This is a genomic window from Pseudomonas sp. BN415, from assembly GCF_029871195.1.
GTDB lineage: Bacteria > Pseudomonadota > Gammaproteobacteria > Pseudomonadales > Pseudomonadaceae > Metapseudomonas > Metapseudomonas resinovorans.
Window position 1 is genome coordinate 76,006 of the sequence record NZ_SSOK01000012.1, and the last position, 19,204, is coordinate 95,209.

Genomic DNA, 19,204 nt, shown 5'->3' on the forward strand with positions numbered 1-19,204 from the left:
CTAATTCGTTGTTCTCAAGCCTGCGGGCGATCCACCTGGATCTGTCCCAGCGCCATCGCCAGTTCCCTGACCTGACGCTGCTCGTTGTCCTTGATGTCCTGCAACTGCTGGCCAAGCGTGGGCGCCCCGAAGATGCCCTGGCCGCTCCCCCCGGAGCCGCCCTTCCATTGCTTGCCGTCGAACAGCTTCATTTCTTCGGAGTCCTGCGGCACCTCCTTGTCGAAGAAGCTCGACAGGCTGCTGCTGCCGAACACACCACCATCGCCCCCGCCAAAGCCGAGGAAGCCCGAACCGGAGCCATCGCCGAAGCCGTCGCTGCTGCCGAATACCTGGGCGATGAAGCTGGGCGCCAGGCCCCTCTGGTTGATGAAGATATTGCCCAGGGTCGGAATACCGCTGCCCAGCGTCGGCTGCTCGAACAGCGGCGGCGGAATGAGCGGCGAGGTGAACGGCGGCGGTGGCGGATTCGGCAGTACCGTGTCCACCGGCACCGTCGGCTCCGGCGGCACGATGACCGGCGGATTGGCGCGGAACTCCGGATCGCCATCGCTTTGCGGAACGCTGTAGATCTGCGCCGGCAACCCGCTGAGCATGGCGTTGCCTGCGGTATCGGTGATCAGCGTACCGGTGGTGTTCAGGCCGAGGCTGAGAGTGCCAGCACCTGCCACGTTGCTGACGGTGACCAGGAAAGTACGACTATCCACCTGCACCAGCGATTGCAGGGTGCCGGTAACATTGCCGGTGGTCACCACGTTGAAGTCGCCGAGGTCGATGCCGGTGACGTTCTCGTCGAAGGTCACGGTGTACTGCACGCTGCCGGGTGTGGGCAGCGGCGTGACTGTCGCGCTGGCGTTCGGCGCCGTGGTGTCGACGATCACGCCACTGGTATCGCCAACGCCGTTCAGCGTCAGGTTCATCGAGTTGCCGATGGCATCACGCAGGGTCGCGCCATTGGCCACCAGGCCCGTGACGGCGATGCCGTTGGCGTCGTTGTCGCCCACCTGGACGGTGTACTGGAACACCAGTGTGCTGCTGCCCGAGCCCGCCACGTAATCGGCGAACACAGTGGTGCCGCCCATGTCGATGGCCAGGCGCGGTACGCCGTTGACGATGACCGCTTCACTGGCGCTGACCACGAAGGTCAGGGTGTCGCCAGCGTTGTAGTGCACGCCGACCGGAACGCTGACGCCGGTGACGGTGGGCACATCACGGTCGACGCTGTACACCGCGCCGACCAGGCCGCCGCTGACGGCGTTGCCGGCAACGTCGACGATGCCGGTACCGGAACCGTTGAGGTTGAGCCCCAGGGTACCGGTGCCGCTCAAGCCGCCGACAGTGAGCTGATAGGTGCGGGCGTCAATCTGCACCAGGCCGGTCAGGCTGCCACCTGCGCTGCCGGTGGTCACCAGGGTGAAGTCGCCGAGGTCCACGCCGCTGACGTCTTCGCTGAAAGTCACGGTGTAGCGCACGCTGCCGGCATTGGTGGGCGACGGATCGACGCTGACGATGCCGCTCGGGTTGGGCGCGACGGTGTCGACGATCACGCCACTGGTATCGCCAACGCTGTTCAGCGTCAGCGTCATGGCGTTGCCAGCGGCGTCCAGCAGGCTGCCGCCATTACTGGCGAGACCGGTCACGGCAATGCCGTTGGCGTCGTTGTCGCCCACCTGGATGGTGTACTGGAACACCAGTGTGCTGGTACCGGAACCGGCCACGTAGTTGGCGAAGACCGTGGTACCACCGATATCCAGGGACAGGCGCGGGATGCCATTGACGATCACCGCCTCGCTGGCGTTGACCACGAAAGTCAGGGTATCGCCGGCGTTGTAGGGAATGCCCACCGGCACGCTGACGCTGCCCACCACCGGCACAACGGCATCCACCCGCACACCCGTAGTGCTGGCGACGTTATTGAGGCTGGTGTTGGCGTCGTTACCCACGCCATCGCGCAGGGTGCCGCCATTGGCCTGGATGGCGCCGCCGACGCTGATGCCATTGGTATCGAGCTGGCCGCTGGCGACGGTCAGGCGGAACACCAGCGCCGTAGTACCAGAGCCGCTCAGGTAGTCGGCGAACACCGTGCCGCCGCCGTCCAGGGTGATAGCGATTCGCGGCGTGCCGCCAGTGGTGTCGACGGTCACCGCTTCGCTGAGGTTGACGGTGAAGTCCAGGTTCTGACCGGCCACATAGGTGCCATTGGCCGGTACGCTGACGCTGGTGACTTGCGGCACCACACCGTCGATGACAATGCCGTGCTGCCCGGCGATGGAGTCGGCACCGCCCGCGGTCGGCAGCGTCAGAATGGCGCTGGCGTTACCGGCATTGCGGATGCTGCCACCGTTGAGCGTCAGGGCACCGCTGGACTGGTAATCCAGGTCGGCGCTGAGGTCACCCGCCTGCACGGTGTAGTTGAAGGTCAGGGTATTGCTGCCCGAGCCGGAAACGTAGGTGACAGTGCGGTCCAGCAGGCCGGTTTCCAGCAGCAGCGTGGGCACGCCGCCGGACGTGTCGACGATCACCGCCTGATCAAAGGTGACGGTGATGGTGATGACGTCGCCCACCTTGTAGCCGCCATCCGGGTTGCTGACGCCGATGTCGATGATCACCGGGTTGATCGGGTTGACGGTGATGGAGAGGGTGTCGGTGTCGGTCTGGGCGCCGCCGCTGCCTGTGCCCCCCAGATCGCTGGTGCTGATCTGGATACTGGCCGGCCCGTTGTAGCCGGCGGTTGGGCTGAAGGTCAGGCCGTTCAGGGCGTTGTTGATATCCGCCAATGTGCCGGTGAAGGTCATGCTGCCGTCGGCAGTACCGTCGCCGTTGCTGAAGCTGAGACCACTGATACCGCTCAAGGAAATCAGGCCGTTGGTCGCAGTCAGGGTGACCTGCAGGGTGCCACCTCCGACGTCCACATCACTGATGCTGATCAGGTTGCCATTGCCGGCGTTGAACACCAGGTTCGCATCCTGGTTGACGCCCTGCACCACCGGCAGGCTGTTGAAAGGTGCATCGTTCACCGCACTTACCGCCAGGGTGACGGTGGTGCTGGAGGCTTCGGAGGTACCGGTGCCGGAGTTGCCTGGATCGGTACCCGTATTGCCGCCATCGTCGATGCCGATGGTCAGGGTCACGTTGGCCGTGGCATTGGCTGCGGCGGTGAAGCTCACGCCATTGGCAGCGATGAAGGCATTGATATCGCTGATGCTGCCCACGAGGGTCAGGGTACCGGTGCCGGAACCGGCCACGGTGACACCGCTGCCGCTGATGGCGCCCAGGCTGCCGCTGGCCACGCTGAAGGTCACGGTGACGCTGCCAGTGCTGGCATCCACGTCGCTGAAGGAGATGCCGCTCAGGGCCTGGGCAACATCTTCGGTGACGCTGATGGAACCCGGTGCAGTAATGACCGGTGCATCGTTGACCGCCACCACGTTCACGGTGGCCGTAATCGAGAGGCTGCTGGTGTCCACCCCGCCATTGCCGGTGCCGCCGCTGTCACGAATGCTGGTCAGGTTAACCACGCGGCTACCGGCAGCAGGCGCTTCGCTGCTATTGCGATAGGTCATGCCATCGATCACGCCTTGGGCACTTGCAGTGCTCAGACCGGCATGGGTCAAGGTGATGGTAGCGGTGCCGCCCACCAGGCTGACGCTGTAGCCGATGCCATTACTGGCGGTAGTGCCACTGGCGCCGTTGACCAGAAGGACGTCGGTACCGTCGATGCTCAGGATCTCGCTGGCGCCGTTGGCGAGGTTGCTGACGGTCAAGGTCAGGCCGGTGATGCTCTGGCCCGCTTCGACCGTGCCGACGCTGATGCCGCTGAACAGATCGACGGCGGCGCCGTTCTCGGTATGGGTGGGGTTGCTGCCGGTGGCGGCGGCGGTTGGTGCGTTGTTGACCGCCACCAGGTTGACCAGCGTACTGCCAACCGCAGTGGCGCCCAGTTCATCGGCGAAGGTCCAGCTCAGGGCGATGCTGGCGACCGGGTCATTGGAGCTGTTGGCATAGGTCAGTTGCTGGAGGATGTGGTTCACGTCCGCCGTGGTCGGAATCTGGCCGTTGGCGTCGGTGAAGGTCAGGGTCAGTTGGCCACTCGTGCTGGTGTCGAAGCTGCCGATCACCTGGCCGTTCTTGATCAGGCTGCTGCCCACCAGGGTGATGCCGTTGCCTTCGAGGAAGCCGAACAGGTCGCTGGCATTGGCGCCGCCATTGCGCACCACGACCAGGGAGGCACCGTCGTAGTTGCCGCTGCCACCGTTGAGCAGGTCCAGGTCCGCATCGGACACGCTGGCATCGGCATCGATCACGATGGCCGCATCACCCTCGGTGTAGCTGCCGCCACCATTGACGTTGCCCAGCACCGGCGGTGCATTGGCTTCCACTGCACCGATATCGACCGCGCTGCCAGTGGCCCGCACGTTGCCTATAGCGTCGATCGGCAGCACCTCGGTGGTATTGCCATCGTCATCCAGGTCATAGGTGTCGAGCGGCAGGCCGGCATTGCTGCCAGCGTCGAGCAATGCACTGCCCACCTGGGGCTTGTGGGTCTGCACCGACCCGCCGTTATTGGCCAGGTTGCCCAGCAGCAGGTTGGCGGTGCCCTGGTTGTTCAGTACACCGCTGGCAGTGGTGATGCTGACATTGCTGCCGAAATAGCTATTGGTGGCGGTCTCGACTGTCGAGGCGACGTCGTCTGCGATACCGCCCGTAGCCAGCGGCGAACCGCCAATTGCCGCGGCGGCGCCGGCACCGGAGGTATTGCCGGCGACCACGGTGTTGACCAGCGTGTCGGCGCCATTGGCGTGGATACCGCCACCGCTGCCGGACGCGGCGTTGCCGACCACTGTGGTGTTGTAGATGAAGGACGTACCGCTGGTGACACGGATACCGCCCCCCAGCGAGCCGGCGCCAAGGGCGGCGTTGCCGCTGAAGGTGCTGTTGATGATGGTCAAACCACCAGTACCGCCGAACTGGAGGCCGCCGCCGTGGGCGCCAGCGCCGGTGGTGGTGTTGCCGGTGACGGTGCTGTTGAGCATCGTCAGCGTGCCGCCAGACCCCACCACACGAACACCGCCGCCGAACGTATTGCTGGTATTGCCGCTGACGGTGCTGTTGACCATCGTCAGGTTCGCGCCACTCGCATAAATGCCGCCACCGCCGAGGCCAGTATCCGTGCTGTTGCTGACTACCGAATCACGAAGGGTCACGCTGGAGCCGAAGCCGATATTGAGACCGGCGCCTCCCCCACCCGTACTGCCCTGTGTCAGCACCAGGCCGGAAATCTCGACACCCGCGAGGCTGTTACCGACTTGCATCACCCGACTGGCGCCGTTGGCGGAGAGGGTCACGTCGGCGACGCCGTCATCGTTCAGGTCACCGTCCAGGCGCAGGTTGCTGTAGTTGATGTCGAGCTGGTTGCCGCCAAGGACGATAGTGCCGCCCTGATTGCCGGCCAGCGCGCCATTCAGGTCGAAGGTGATGGTGTCGCCCGCGCGCGCCCACAAGAGCGCTTCGCGAATGCTCAGGCCATTGCCATCAGCCAGGTCGGCCGCAAAGCTGGCGCCCCCGGTCTGGTCGTCACCGGTATCCAGGTTGGACGTCACCAGCAGGGTGCTGTTGTTCACGGTCACGGCGACGCTGTCGCTGTCGCTGTTGCCGGCGGCATCGGTGGACTGGATGCTGATGCTGGTACCACCGGCCGCCGCCGGGGTGTAGACCAGCCCTTCCAGCGCGGCGTTGATTTCTGCTGCCGTGCCACTGATGGTCACGCTGCCGGTGCCATTGTTACTGATGATCGCGCCGCCGCCGGTGGTAGCGCTGAGGGTGCCGCTGGCCACCGAGACGACGGTGGTCAGGTTGCCACCCTCGGTCACGGTCAGGGCATTGCCGTTACCACTGCTGAACACGATCGGAGTCACGGTGTTGGTGACCTGCGCGCCCGGCACTGCGTTCAACGGAGCCTGGGTATCGACGGCATAGTTGTTGGAGTCGGTGCTGCCGATGCCGGTATTGCCGGCGGCGTCGATCACTCCGGTGTTGTCCAGGCTGATGAGATTGCCGCTGTCTTCGACGCTGGCGCTCGGGGTCAGGGTGGCCGTCCAGGTGATGCCGCCATCCGCCGAACTCAGGTTGCTCAGGCTGCCATTGGCGACGGTGAAATCGGCCAGGTCCAGCCCCGTCACGGCTTCGTTGAAGGTGATGGTGACCGTGGTGGTTTCGCCCACAATCAACGAGGTATCGGCCACGACTAGGGTGGCGTTGGGACGCTGGGTATCAATGGCGTAGTTGTTGGAATCGGTGGTGCCGGAACCCGCGTTGCCGGCCTGGTCGATGTAGCCGGTGTTGTCCAGGGTGATCAGGTTAGCGGCATCCTGGACATTGCTATCCGGCGTCAGGGTGGCGGTCCAGGTGATGCCGCCATTGGACGAGCTCAGGCTGCTGAGCGTGCCATTGGCGACAGTGAAGTCGGCGGTGGTGAGGCCGGTCACCGCCTCGCTGAAGGTGATGGTGACGGTGCTGGTTTCGCCGGCCTTCAGTGCGGTGTCTGCCACGACGATGCTGGCTGTCGGGCGCTGGGTGTCGATGGCGTAGTTGTTGGAATCTGTGGTGCCGACACCCGCATTGCCGGCCTGATCGGTGTAGCCGGTGTTGTTCAGGGTAATCAGGTTGCCGGCGTCCTGGACATTGCTATCCGGCGTCAGGGTGGCGGTCCAGGTGATACCGCCGTCCGAGGTGCTGAGGTTGCTGAGTACGCCGTTTGCCACGGTGAAGTCGGCGGTGGTGAGGCCCGTCACCGCCTCGCTGAAGGAGAGGGTGACGGTGCTGGTTTCGCCAGCGCTCAGTGCTGTGTCGGCAACCACGATGCTGACGGTAGTCGGCGCTACGGTTTCGACCACGGCAACCGTTACATCGGCATTGCTGGACGTGGCGCCATCGCCGTCATTGACGGTGATACGGACCGTGCGGTCGGCCTGGCCGATGCCGTTGGTGGCGTTGGTGTTGTTGTAGCTGAGGTTGCGAATCAACGCCTGGACGGCCACTGCATCGGCCGAACTGTTGAGGCTGATGACCAGATCGGCCCCGGCGCTGCCGCCGGTGAAGCTGCCGATGAGGGTCCCTTGGTACGTCACGTTGCTGCCGGAGACGCCGATCTGCCCCGCGCCGGTACCCTGGTTGCGAATGCCGAGCGCATCCTCGCCGGCTACGCCGTTGGTGACGATGGACACGGTGACGTTGCCACCATCGAAATCGGGCGAATCGGAGTCGATGACGGTGGCGTTGCTGCCGATGTCGAGCAGGACGGTGCCACTGCCCTGGGTGAAGGTGATGCTGTCGCCGTTGAGGCTGCCGACAACAGGCGCTGCGTTGATCGGCGCGGTCAGGATGAAGTCGTTACCGGTGCCGCCGATGTAACTGGCGGTCAGTACCGTGCTGTTGCCACCTGCGGTGGTGGTAGCGCCCTCGGCCAGGCCGCTGAAGGCACCGGTGACGGCATCGGTGGCATCGTTGGAGATGATGGTGTAGGCGTCGCCGTTGCCAGGTGCATAGCCGTGATTGACAGCCAAGGTCGCGCCGGAAACGTCCACCGTGCCAGTGACCACCAGCTGATCGAAGCCGGTACCGGCAGTGGTGCCGTTGATATCCACCGCCAGGGTGCTGCCGGTGGCCATGCCCAGGTTGCCAATGATGGTCAGCGCGCCTGAGCCGGAATTGCCGGGCGACAGAATACCGCCGCTCTGGATGGTCACGGCACCGCCCAGGGTGCCACTGCCGGCCAGGGTTCCGCCGCTGGCGACGGTGGTGGCGCTGGTGGTGCTGCCATTCACGGCAAGCGTGCCCGCCGACACCGTCGTGGCACCGGTGTAGTTGTTGGTTCCCGACAGGATCAGTGTGCCGGTGCCCGTCTTGGTCAGGCCGCCCGAGCCGCTGATGGCGCCGGAGAGGGTGGCCGCCGCACTGGACGCCAGGCTGGCCGTACCGGCCAGGCCGATGGCGTTGTCGATCGTGGTGTTGCCCGTGATGCTCAGCGTGGTCCCGCTGAGCAAGCTCACGGCGCCGCTGCCCAGGTTCTGGTCACCGGTAATGCTCAGGGTGCCGGCTCTCACTTCGGTAGTGCCGGTATATGTGTTTGTGCCACTGAGCGTCAGGGTGCCCGCCCCGAACTTGCTGAAGTTGTCACCGCCGCTGATCACACCCGACAGGGTGACCGCGTTGGTGTTGGTGAGCGAGATATTGTCCCCCAGGGCAATGTTGTTATCGATGGTGGTCGCACCGGTCACCGTCAGCGCCCCGCCGCTGTTCAGGTTCACCCCACCACTGCCCAGGTTGGCATCACCGGCAATACTCAGGGTGCCCAAACTCACCGTTGTGGAGCCCAGGTAGCTGTTGGTTCCCGTCAAAGTCAGCGTACCACCACCGACTTTGTCCAAATTGCCGCCACCGCTGATGGCGCCATCCAGCGTTACCGCCCCGCTGTTGTTAATAGTGGCGAAGCTATTCAGGGTGATGGCGTTGTCGATGGTAGTGGGGCCCGTCACCGCTAGCGTGGTGGTGTTGTTCAGGACGACGCCGCCGCTTCCCAGATTGCCATCGCCACTGATAGACAGAGTGCCCGCATTGACCGTGGTCGTCCCGGCGTAGCTGTTGCTGCCGCTGAGCTGCAGGATGGCCGCCGCGGTTTTGGTCAAGCTACCGGAACCGGAAATCACACCGCTGAAGTTGGCGATGTTGGCGCCGCTGCCACCGCCGACGCTGATGGTGCCGCCACCCGCCCCCAAGGTGACCGCGTTGGCGACGGTGGTAGTCGTCCCTGCCGCCCCCGTCACAGTCATGGCCAGGGTGCCGCCGTCCAGGGTCAGGTCCCCACTCGACAAGCGCGAGCCGGTATCGGCATTGAGGGTACCGCCGGTTACCGACATCGCGCCGGACCAGCCACCGTTGTTGCTGGTAGAGCCAAGCGTCAGGGTGCCCGCGCCGGACTTGGCCAGCGCGCCAGTGCCTGCCAGGGTGCTGTTGAGAGTGACGCTGCCACTGGCGTTGGTGAAGCCTGTAGTGGTACCGCCACCCAGGGTGATGGTGCTACCAGTAATGATCAGGCCGGTGGCCGAATCGCCATTGAAGCTCAGGCTCTCGCCCAGGCTCAGGCCGCTGCCAAGCGTGATGGTCTGGCCCGCCACACTGCTGCCGAGAATGATGGTCTGCGTACCCGTTGCATCAGCCGCCGCAATGGCGATCGCTTCACGCAGGCCTACGCCGTTGCTCGCATCAATCAAGCCGTCATCGGAAGTGCTGGTGACGTAGATCGTGTCACTGGTGACCGTGACATCAGCCGTGGCTGTGGAGGTGCCATCGCTCAGGGCGTACTGGACGGTCGCGTCGCCAGCCGGCGTATCGCTTCTATAGGTAACGCGCTGCGCCACGTTGTTGATCAGGGCGGTCGTGGCAGTGGTGCCGCTGCTGGTGAAGGTGATTGTCAGCACGCCGCCAGCGGAGGTGAAGGTGGCGAAGGTCTGGCCGCCGGACTGCAGGTCGCTGCCGCTGACCGTGAACAGCGCACCCGAGGTGTTGAAGCCAAAGGTATCCGTAGTAACGGCTGTACCCGAGCGCTGCACGGTCAGGCTTGCGCCGGCCCAGTTGCCGTTGCCGCTGTTGAGCGCGCCCTTCTCGGTATCGCTGATGACAGCGTTGTTGTCCGAATCCAGCGTGACCGTATTGCCGACTCCTGCCCAGTCGACGCTTTCACCGTTGACGTTGCCGATGCTCGGCGCCGAGTCGATCACGATGTTCTTGTTGGCGCCCAGCGAACCGGCAGCGCCCGGTGACGCCAGTGTCAGGGTGGCATTGTTGGCGGCGGCATCACGAATGGTGCCGCCGTTGAGGGCCAGGGAGCCGGTGCTGAGATAGTCCAGGTCGGTGTTGGTATCGCCCGCCTGGACCGTGTAGTTGAAGGTCAGGGTGTTGGACCCGGAACCGCTGCTGTAGTTGATGACCCGATCGATGGCGCCAGTTTCCAGGGTGAGCCGGGGCGTGCCGGTGACCGTGACCACCTCGCTGAAGGTCACCTGAATCGAGATGACGTCGCCAGCCTTGTAGGTGCCATTGGCCGTACTGGAACTGACGGACGTCACCGTTGGCGGCGTGGTATCGGGGATAACAGCGTCGCTGAAATCGATGTCATCGATGTCGACGTCGAGGTCAGCTCCGGTGATCCTGACTTCGTCGATGTACTCCCAATTGCTGTCGCCGCTGACGTTGAAGGTCGCGGTGCCCAACGATACATCGACGACTTTGGTATTGATCAGCAGACCATTGCGATAGGCGCTGATGGTGAACGAGTTGTCCAAGCCAAAACCACGGTCCACGACAAAACCGTTCAGTTTGAATTCCGACCCATCCTGGGTCTTGAATCCGACTTCCGTAGAGGTGTTGGGGCCCGTGCTCCTGTATGCGAGGGCATGGTCCGTGTCGCCCGCGATGAAACCGTTATTGACGATCGAAATGTCAATGCTGTCGTTGTTGAAGTAGGTGACCCCGCCAATCGTGACGCTGTTGCTCCCCTGGCCCGCGAGAGGAAGCGCGTCGAAATTCTGGTCCGCGGGCGTCGCCAGCAACCCGTTGTAGGTCTCCAGACCAAGCAGCGCGCTGGCTTCGACAGTGCCCTGGCTTCGCTCCAGGGTCCAATCACCGCCCAATCCGGCCGCGCCTGTCATGTCGTCCGAGGCGGCGACATCCGCGCCAGTTGCGTTGGCCAGGGTCTGGACAAAGTCGTTGCCCGCGCCGCCATCTCCCACTCGACAGCCGTAGACCAGGATGTCGCCATCCTTGTCGAGGGATTGGCCAATGGCATCGAGCAACTCGCCACGAGCGGCTAGATCGCCACTGTCCAGCCAGTCGTTACCTAGCTGGATCTTGCCCACATCGCCGTGACTAAGGATGTGAATGGCATCGATGCCGCTGCGACCGTCGAGGTAGTCAGCAATCTGCTGCAGCCCATCTTTGTTTGCATCCAGCACCACGACTTCGGTGCCCGGTTTCAGGCCGCTGACGAGCTGCTGGTAATCTCTGACATTACTGTCGACAAAGACTACTTCCTGGCGATTGTCGGAGGTGCCCGACGGCGTCGCCGCCAGGTTTTCGGTCGAGCTGTCATGCTGAGTAGCATTGGCCTGAGCACCCTGGTGACCAGAGGCATCAGTAGCAGGTGCGGTATCCGCCGCGTCCACCGCGGTAGCAGCGACTGCGCCGTCGAACATCATTCGGGCTTCGAGCGCCAAGGCAAGCGCCGAGCGAGCCGGCTGAGCGGCCACTTGCTCGCGAGCAGTCTTCTTCCACCACATGGAACACCTCCTACTGCGATTCAACGAAGGGGAAGACGAGTCTCGCCTTCCCCCCCTGTACTGTTACGACGCCAGTAATCCGCCCGGGGCGGGCCGGGATCAGTTGCGCGACGGGAAGATGCCCTCGAGCGCGATTACGAAGTTGGTGCCCAGGAACGGGTTGCGGATCGCCAGGGGCTGGCTGCCGCCGCTGATGCCAATGTTGATGCCCGGCATGTCGCCCAGCACGCTGACATTGAACGGTGCCAGGGTGGTATCCGGGGTACCGGTGGCGTACAGGCTGCCAGCACGGCCAGCAGCCGCGATCGGGCCCAGGACAGTGGTCGGACCTGGATTGGCCTGGGTGGTACCGGTGGTCGCAGCAGGTATGGAGGCCTGACCGGACGCGCTGATGGAGTTGCTGGTGGGCGTCGCGGTGTGGGTGTGGGCCGGCATCTGGTTGGAGAGAATGGTCACGTTTTCCGAGCCGCTCACTTCACCGATATCGATCGGGCTCAGGCCCGGGCCTTGCCCCTGTCCCACCGGGCTGCGTCCACGGTAGTCCGGCAGGCCGAAGGTGACCTGGCCATTGCCGCCGTACAGCGTGCCGAGCAGCGAGAACAGGGCGGAGTTCTGCGCGATGGACATCACTTGGCCCTGACATAAGGCCCACCCACGGGGGGCGAAGTTGAAGCCGACCATGCGGATTTCGCCGAGGAAGGGATCACTCATTGCTGTTGCTCCTTGTTGATGCCGCCCAGGCGGCAGGGTGCGCATCGATGCGCGGACAACCTCTTTAATCCGGACCGCCCTACAGGGCCTTGCGGCAGTGGAACACCGCCTGCAACAAATGGTGCTCGCCGTCCTCATCCGGCCCAATGGGGCTCAGCATCACCGTCCATTCGGCATTACTGGGGCTACGCAACCGATAGCTGTGTTGTGGCATCTGGATGCCAACCGGCTGCGCGAAGATGGCGCTGTAGCATTCATGGCGTGAGTTCATCGCCTGGCCCTCGCTGACCTCGATCAGCGTCACGGCGACGCCATCGCCGCTCTCCCAGCTCAGCTGCCATGGCTGATGAAGCTGCTGTTCGAAATCCTGTCGAGTCGGGATCAGGCTCATGCCGATGCTTCCTGTGCGAGTGAAGTCCTGGCGCTGCGCTGCATCTGTAGATACACGCGGTTATTGCCCGTGACGACGAAGCCGAAACGGCTGTACAGGTGCGTAGCCGGATTACCAGGCTCGACGAACAGGCGAATCGCCTTGCCGGCTTCATCCGCCTCGTTGGTCAGCGCCTGTAGATAGCGCGTGCCGATGCCTTGCCCGCGCCATTCGGGCAAGAGGGCGATATCGATCAGATTGAGAGTGGTCGGACCACGGAAGACATACAGCCGGCCGATGGCCTGACCCAGATGGCAGATCAGCGAGAACTGCGCATCGTGGTAATGCTCCTGGTAATAGCGGTGCTGGGCGTCGAATTGTTGAGCGAGGAAGGTGTCGATGGCCGGCTGGCTCCAGCCGGTGGAGGCCATTTCATCGGCACGGTTGGTCGCGTAAAGCTGCCGCAGGAAAACCAGGTCGGCTTCTGCAATGGGGCGAAGGTTCAACTCGATAGTTGCCATGGTGCCGTGCGTCCTTGCTGACCTACCCGCCTGGGAGAGTCGGCATCCTATTGTTTTGATATCACGCGACCTCAACAGCGAGAGATTAGCTGAACCTGCCGGCCAATAGCCACCGCTTGGTTAATAATCAATACGACTAATCACCAAAGCCTGTCGGACATGTCCGATCTATGTGGCGTAAGCTCTCCAATCCTTCGTACGAATCGTCCGCCCAACGTTCCACGGCCACGCGTACTTCGCCGCTGGCCTCATCACGCTTGCGCTGGCTGTCGGCGCTGAACCACATGGCCGGCTGCTTGGCATCGAATGCCGCGATATCCCGCAGCTTCGGCGTATCGGCTTCGCCGAGGCCGAACACAGGAGCCAGGCGTCCCCAGAGCGCATCGGGAAGTTCGCTGTAATTAACCGGTATACCGCCATGGACCCGGCACAGCTCAAGCCCTTGCTGGAGGATGCGTCCGATCGTGCGGCAGGTGTATTCCAGCGGCGACATCGCCGCGATGTCCTCACCGGCAAAATCCAGGGCCGATGGCCCCAGCATGCCCGGCACCCGATGCATGCCAGGCTGGCGCAATTGGGAAACGACAATTTCCAGCGGATCGCGGTACAGAAAGATGCGCGGCGTATTCGGGTAGAGGTCGTGTAGCAGCGGCGCTTCGAACACGTTCCAGGCATCCAGCTTGACCATCAGACGCTGCTCGCCCCCGCTACGGCGCTGGCCATAGGCCGACATCAGCGCTGCGACCCACGCCGACTGCTGCGACGCAACGGAGGGATCGTGGAAATGCGCGCGCAACAGGCTATCCAGCGGCGGAGGCTCGGACAGCACGACATGCCGTTCAAGGCTTGCCAGCATCTGGGCCATCAGGGTCGAGCCGCAGCGGGAGGCATGAAAGATCAGGGCACTCGGCGCAAGCCCCGGGCTGGAGACGTGCCACTCCAGCAGCGCATCCAGTCCCGTTTCGCGGCGCAAGGCCTGGTTGAACGGCAACCGCAGGGCCAGGTCAACGTCGTCACGGAAGAAGGGCCTTGTGAGCCGCTGCTCACCGAACCAGCACCAGTCCAGGCGCCACTCGCCGTCGTGTTGCCAGGCGCGTACCGGCAGCCAGCCGTGAAGATCGCTGGGTAAATTCATGCTTTCCATTGCTCGCTCCACGCCTGCTTGCCCAGGCGCATGGCGGCAAGGACGTCCGCCTCGGAAAAGTGCAGGCCGCACGCGGCAGCCAGTTCGACGGTTTCCTGCAAGAAGTCGCGAACCTCAGTCAACGACCGCAGTCGCTGGGCAAGGCTCGCGTCCTGCTCCACCAACTGGCGGAATCGTGCAAAGTCCTGCCCCGCCCTACCCTGTTGCAGCATGGGAGTAGTGGGCAGGCCCTGATCGATGGCAGCAACCATCCAGTCATTGGGTTGGCAGTCCAGCACCATATGGATGCGCTCCCCCGGCCCTGGGTTGTCCACCCGATGCGGCCGTGACAGGTCGAGGAACCAGCACTCGCCAGGTTGCATGGGCACCTGCAGGCCATCGACGAGGAACTCCACGCCGACCGGGCTAAGCAAGGGGATGTGCAGGCGCACGTCACTGCCGGACTGGCCCAGATCCAGGTCGCGATGCTCATGGATTCGCGACCCCGGGCCCAGGCGAAGCAGGCGCGCACTGCGCACTGTGGTGTGGAAGGCTCCGAGCAGCTCTTTCCAGGCCGCCTCGCGCTGCCACCAGGTGCTGCGGATGGGGGAGCCCTGCCCTGGCGCCAGCGGCAAGAGCGAGCCCTCGGGGGTAATCAGTGCGACGCCACTCCAGTCGCCTTCGTAGTAGCCGGTGTTGAAGTGGCTCTGCCATGCCTCAGCCTCGATAAGCGCCAGGGCTTCCAGCAGGGGGGCCAGCGCGAACCTCAGCGGCAGGCGCGAGCAAATCGGCAATGGGGGGATTGGCATGGAACCGTCCTTGCTCCTTGGAGATCAGAAACCACTTTCCCTCACGCCCAACGCCGCCAGTTTTCGCCAGGCGGAGCCCAGCAGCGACTGCCCTTCCCCATCCAGCACGACCACACCACGCAGGGGCTGGGCCGGGTGGATGTCGTCCTCTAACAGACTCAGGCGCACGCCGTACTGGGCCTGTACCGGCTCGGCGCGCTGCTGGGCGTCGCGGCGCACGGCAATGGGGCCATGGTGATCGGAACTCAGGGCCTCCAGTTCCAGATAGGCAACGCCAGTGGCATCCACTTCGTCCAGCCGCACCGGCAGAGCCGGGCGCGCGGGGTCGTCGGCGATGAAGCGCCCTTCGGCACCGGGCTCCACCCGCCAGAGTTCTTCTTCGGCCAGGTAGCCGCGCAGGCGCAGGCCAGGCTCAACCACGCGCGCCAGTGTTTCGCCGGGGTTGAGCCAGCGGCCTGGGATCAGGTCGCGCAGCAGGTCGCGCACCGCTCCGGCCTGGGGCGCACGCAGTTGCAAGCGCTCACGCTGGGCGGCCAGGCCACGGTACTCAGCCAAGGCTTCGGCCAGTTGCTGCTCGATAATGCCGGCGTCGGCGGCGGTCTCGCTGCGCCCGGCCTGACGGCGCAGCTGCAGTTGGAGAATCTCTATCTCGCGACGAACGATGGACTGCCGGGCGTCCAGGTCCGGGGATTCCAGTTCCAGCAACAACTCGCCCTCTTCCACCGCCTGACCATCCTTCACATGCAGCGCCTTCAGCCGCGCGGCCACCGGTGCGTGCAGGGTGGTAGCGCGGGAGGCTTCCAGCAACGCCGGCACCTCCACCGAACCGCGCCAGGGCAGCGCCAGCAATGCCAGCAGCATCGCCAGCCCAACCCCGGCCAGTACGACCGTGCGAGGTTCGGCCTGGTCGCGGCGTTGCCACCATTCGCTCAGCTCGCGCCAGATCGGCAGGCCGATGAACCAGACCAGTTCCACCAGCATCAGGAAGATGCCCAGCACCTTGAAGAACAGGTGATAGACCGCCAGGGCGATCCCGAAGAACAGCACCGCGCGCCACAGCCACGAGCCGTAGCCCCAGACGATCAGGCGCCGCGCCATGGCCGGCTGCCAGGGTTCGGGCATGGGCTCGCCGTAACCGAACAAGGTCTCGCGCAGGCGCCAGCGACACAGGGCGAAGGCCCGCGCCTGAAGGTTTTCCACGCCCCATAGGTCACTGAGCAGAAAGTAGCCATCGAAGCGCATGAACGGGTTGAGGTTGATGAGCACCGTGGTGATCCAGGTGGCGCTTGCCAGCATGAAGGCCGACGTGCGCGCCGGCCCGTCCGGCAGCAGCGACCAGGCCAGCAGTGCGAGCACAGCCAACACCAGCTCGGCGAGCACGCCCCCGGCGCCGATCAGCAGCCGCGAACGACGGTCTTTGACCCGCCAGGCGTCGCTGACGTCGGTGTAGAACATCGGCAGCAGCACCATGAAGGCCAGGCCCATGCTTTGCACCCGGCAGCCGGCACGCTTGGCCATGAAGGCATGGCCGAACTCGTGACAGAGCTTGGCGAAGGTCAGGGCGACACCAAAAGCCAGGGCGCCGCCGAAGCTGAACAGGTGCGGGAAGGTGGCGATAAAGCGCTGCCAGTCCCGCGCCACCAGGAACAGGCCGAGGGCGAACACCAGCGGCAGCCCCCAACGCAGCAACCAGTGGCCATTGCGCTCGAGTACAGGCCAGGCGCGATTGAGGAAGGCGTCGGGCCGCCACAGCGGAATTCGGAAGAACAGGTACTGGTGCAGCACCTTCTTCCACGGGCTTTGGCGCACAGACGTGGCCTTCACGGCGTAGCTGGCCCGCTGCGCGTCATCCAGGCCAGTGATCAGATCGTGGTTGCCAAGGAAACGCAGCAATTCCTCGATCTCCTCCTTTCCCAGAGGCAGACCGGGCTCGGTATTGGCGGCCTCCAGCACCCGCTGCGGATCGCCCAGCGCCCAATGACGCAGCAGGCGCACCGCGGCGGCGCCGAGCTTGAAGTACCGTCCGCTCAGTGGGTCGGCCAGTGTCCACTGGGGCGCACCGTCGAGCGCTGGCGCCGCCGGTGACAGCTGCAGGTCGGGACGCAGTGCGGGCAGCATCAGAAGCCCAGACTCTGGCGCAGCGCGGCGAGCGGCCGGCGCAGCAGGTAATACGCCAACGGCACGCGGTCACCGAAGAGCTTGGCGGTGCCGCGCAGGCCGATGCGGGGCGGCGTTTCCAGGAAGGCAGCGTCCAGGCGGTAGGCCAGTTGCCCGGCGGCGGTGGCCTGGGCTTCATAGGCCGCCCGTTCCAGGCGCGCACCGTGGCGGTTCAGCGGATCGCTGTCGAGAAACAGCGCCACCTCGGCGCCGGGCTGCAGGGCGATGGCATCCCCTACGGGCAACTCGATGCGCAGTTCGGCCTGGCGTGGGTCGGCGATCTGCATCAATCGCTCACCGGTCTGTACCGGTTTGCCGGTGAGGCGCTCTGCATCGGCGAACACGGCAATACCGGCACGCTCGGCGCGCACTTCACTACGGGCCAGCAGTTGGCGGGCGTAATTGCGCTCGGCACGCTTCTGTTCCACCCGCGCGGCCAGCAGGTCGATACGTGAGCTGGATTCGGCGTCGGCAAAAGCGCGTTGGGAGTTGGCCTTGAGCTCAGCCTCAGCCACCCCCAAGGTACGCTCGGCGACATCCGCCTGAGCCTTGAGGCTAGTGGCGTCGAAGCGCACCAGCAGGTCGCCGGCGGCCACGCTCTGGTTCGGCTTGACCAGGAACTCGGCAATTACGCCGTCCAGCGGGGCCGCCACCACGCGACCGCCCAGGGGCACCACTTCGGCGGGTGCCAGCACGGATTGGCGCACTGGCATCAGGAGCAGCAGGCAGAGGCCACCGGCAATGGCCAACAACTTCTTCTTCGGCCAGCGCAGGCGCCAGGGCTTGCGCGGCTGCAAGGCCAGCCAGGCGTGGGCATAGGTTTCACCGAGTTGGGCCAGCAGGGCCAGTTCAGCCTCGTTGAACGGTTGCTCGCGGGCCAACCAGAGCCCGCCGAACATCTCGCCACGGCGATCCTTCAGGGGCACCCAGCAGGCCTGGGCGGCAGACAACGACTGCCAGTCCGCTCGGGATTGTTCGTCCAGCAGCGCAGCATCGACGGCGCGGATTTCATTCAGTTGGCCCTGACCCAGCAATTGCGCGGCGGCACGCTCGACAAACGCCACGAAGGGAGCGTTGGGCTCCACCAGGCTGATGCCAGTCAACGCCTGCACCTTGCCGGCAATCAGCAGTGCGGCATGACGAAAGCCGAACAGCGTCTGTCCGTCGTTGACCATGGCGAAGCCCAGCTGCTCGGTGCTGGCCGCCTGGCGAGCCTGTTTTTCCAGACCGAGGAAGAGCGCGAACACACGCTCGACCGCACCGGGCGTCGCCGCGTTCATGGTGTCTCCGGGAAGTGCGCGGTGCCGCTCATGCCGGCCAGCAGACCCTCGGCATCCGCGGGCAGGCCACCGATCAGCAAAAGCGTCTGACTGCCCTCGTCGATACGCGCCCCCAGGCGCTTGACCACAGCCTGCAGCGACTTTCCGGTTTCATCGGGGACGAACTCGAAGGACTGGTTGGGCTTGAGTCGGTCCAGCCAGCGCGAAGGCACCAGCAGGTGGATCTCCAAGGTGCGGTTATCCACAACCTCCAACAGCGGCGCGCCACTGGCAACGCTCTCGTGGGGTTGCACTTTGCGCGCCACCACCTGGCCGTCGAAGGGTGCCTTCACCTGGCAGCGCTGCACTTGCACCTGGTAAACCTGCGCCTCGGCCTGGGACTGGGCCTGCCTCGCCTCGGCCACGGCCACCTCGAAGCGCCCAACCGAATTGAGGGCGGCAAGTTGCTGCTTGTTCTTCAGCTCTTCCCGCGCCGCACGCACGGCGGCGTTGGCAGCATTCAGCTGGGCCTGGTAGGCGCTGCAGTCGAAGCGAACCAGCACCTCGCCCTTCTTGAAGGCCTGGCCTTCGGCGTAAGGCATCTCGACGATACGCCCGGGCAGCTCGCTGGCCAGCACGGCCTGGTTGCGGGCACGCAGCACGCCACGGGCTTCGCTTCCGGTGGCGGTGGCCGCGGCTGGCGCATCGAGCAACGGGTCCTGCGCGGGCGGTTCCTCAGCCCAGGAAACCGCGACGACCCCCATCACCCCAAACAGCGTCCACAACGTACGTTTCATCAAGGCCATCCCTGGATAGAAGTGGGCAAGAGTCTATGAGAGCTGTCGGACAATAGGAATCTGGGATGAGGAATTAACTTGCCATCAGTCAGGATTCGCCGCCGAGTGGTGTGCGGGGATAGGCAGC

General features: G+C 64.6%; 9 protein-coding genes. All 9 read right to left on the reverse strand.

Going from position 1 to position 19,204, the window contains the following annotated elements; genetic code table 11:
• Positions 1-14 precede the first annotated feature (14 nt).
• Positions 15-11,330 (reverse strand): Ig-like domain-containing protein, encoded by an 11,316-nt coding sequence (locus tag E8F20_RS03405; protein ID WP_280282448.1) that lies wholly within the window; start codon positions 11,328-11,330, stop codon positions 15-17.
• Positions 11,331-11,429: 99 nt separating this feature from the next.
• Complete coding sequence (locus E8F20_RS03410) at positions 11,430-12,041, reverse strand: tail fiber protein (protein ID WP_280282449.1); 612 nt, start codon at positions 12,039-12,041, stop codon at positions 11,430-11,432.
• A gap of 79 nt (positions 12,042-12,120) precedes the next feature.
• Positions 12,121-12,432 (reverse strand): hypothetical protein, encoded by a 312-nt coding sequence (locus tag E8F20_RS03415; RefSeq protein ID WP_280282450.1) that lies wholly within the window; start codon positions 12,430-12,432, stop codon positions 12,121-12,123.
• The gene (locus tag E8F20_RS03420) at positions 12,429-12,932 is read right to left on the reverse strand and encodes a GNAT family N-acetyltransferase (protein ID WP_280282451.1); all 504 of its coding nucleotides are present in this window, start codon (positions 12,930-12,932) and stop codon (positions 12,429-12,431) included. The genes E8F20_RS03415 and E8F20_RS03420 overlap by 4 nt, the downstream gene beginning before the upstream one ends.
• A gap of 136 nt (positions 12,933-13,068) precedes the next feature.
• A complete protein-coding gene (locus E8F20_RS03425) occupies positions 13,069-14,076 on the reverse strand; it encodes a sulfotransferase family protein (RefSeq protein ID WP_280282452.1) in 1,008 nt (335 codons plus the stop codon).
• Entirely contained in the window at positions 14,064-14,864 is an 801-nt protein-coding gene (locus tag E8F20_RS03430) for an aspartyl/asparaginyl beta-hydroxylase domain-containing protein (RefSeq protein ID WP_280282453.1), read from the reverse strand. The genes E8F20_RS03425 and E8F20_RS03430 overlap by 13 nt, the downstream gene beginning before the upstream one ends.
• A 24-nt stretch (positions 14,865-14,888) precedes the next feature.
• On the reverse strand, positions 14,889-16,985 hold the full coding sequence (locus tag E8F20_RS03435) for a biotin/lipoyl-binding protein (RefSeq protein ID WP_280282595.1): 2,097 nt from the start codon (positions 16,983-16,985) through the stop codon (positions 14,889-14,891).
• Positions 16,982-18,301, reverse strand: a complete 1,320-nt coding sequence (locus tag E8F20_RS03440; protein ID WP_280282454.1) for an HlyD family efflux transporter periplasmic adaptor subunit — start codon at positions 18,299-18,301, stop codon at positions 16,982-16,984. Before E8F20_RS03440 ends, E8F20_RS03435 begins: the two co-directional genes overlap by 4 nt.
• Positions 18,298-19,077 carry an efflux RND transporter periplasmic adaptor subunit gene (locus E8F20_RS03445; protein WP_280282455.1) on the reverse strand — a complete coding sequence of 260 codons (780 nt, stop codon included), beginning with the start codon at positions 19,075-19,077 and terminating at the stop codon, positions 18,298-18,300. Before E8F20_RS03445 ends, E8F20_RS03440 begins: the two co-directional genes overlap by 4 nt.
• Positions 19,078-19,204: the final 127 nt, after the last annotated feature.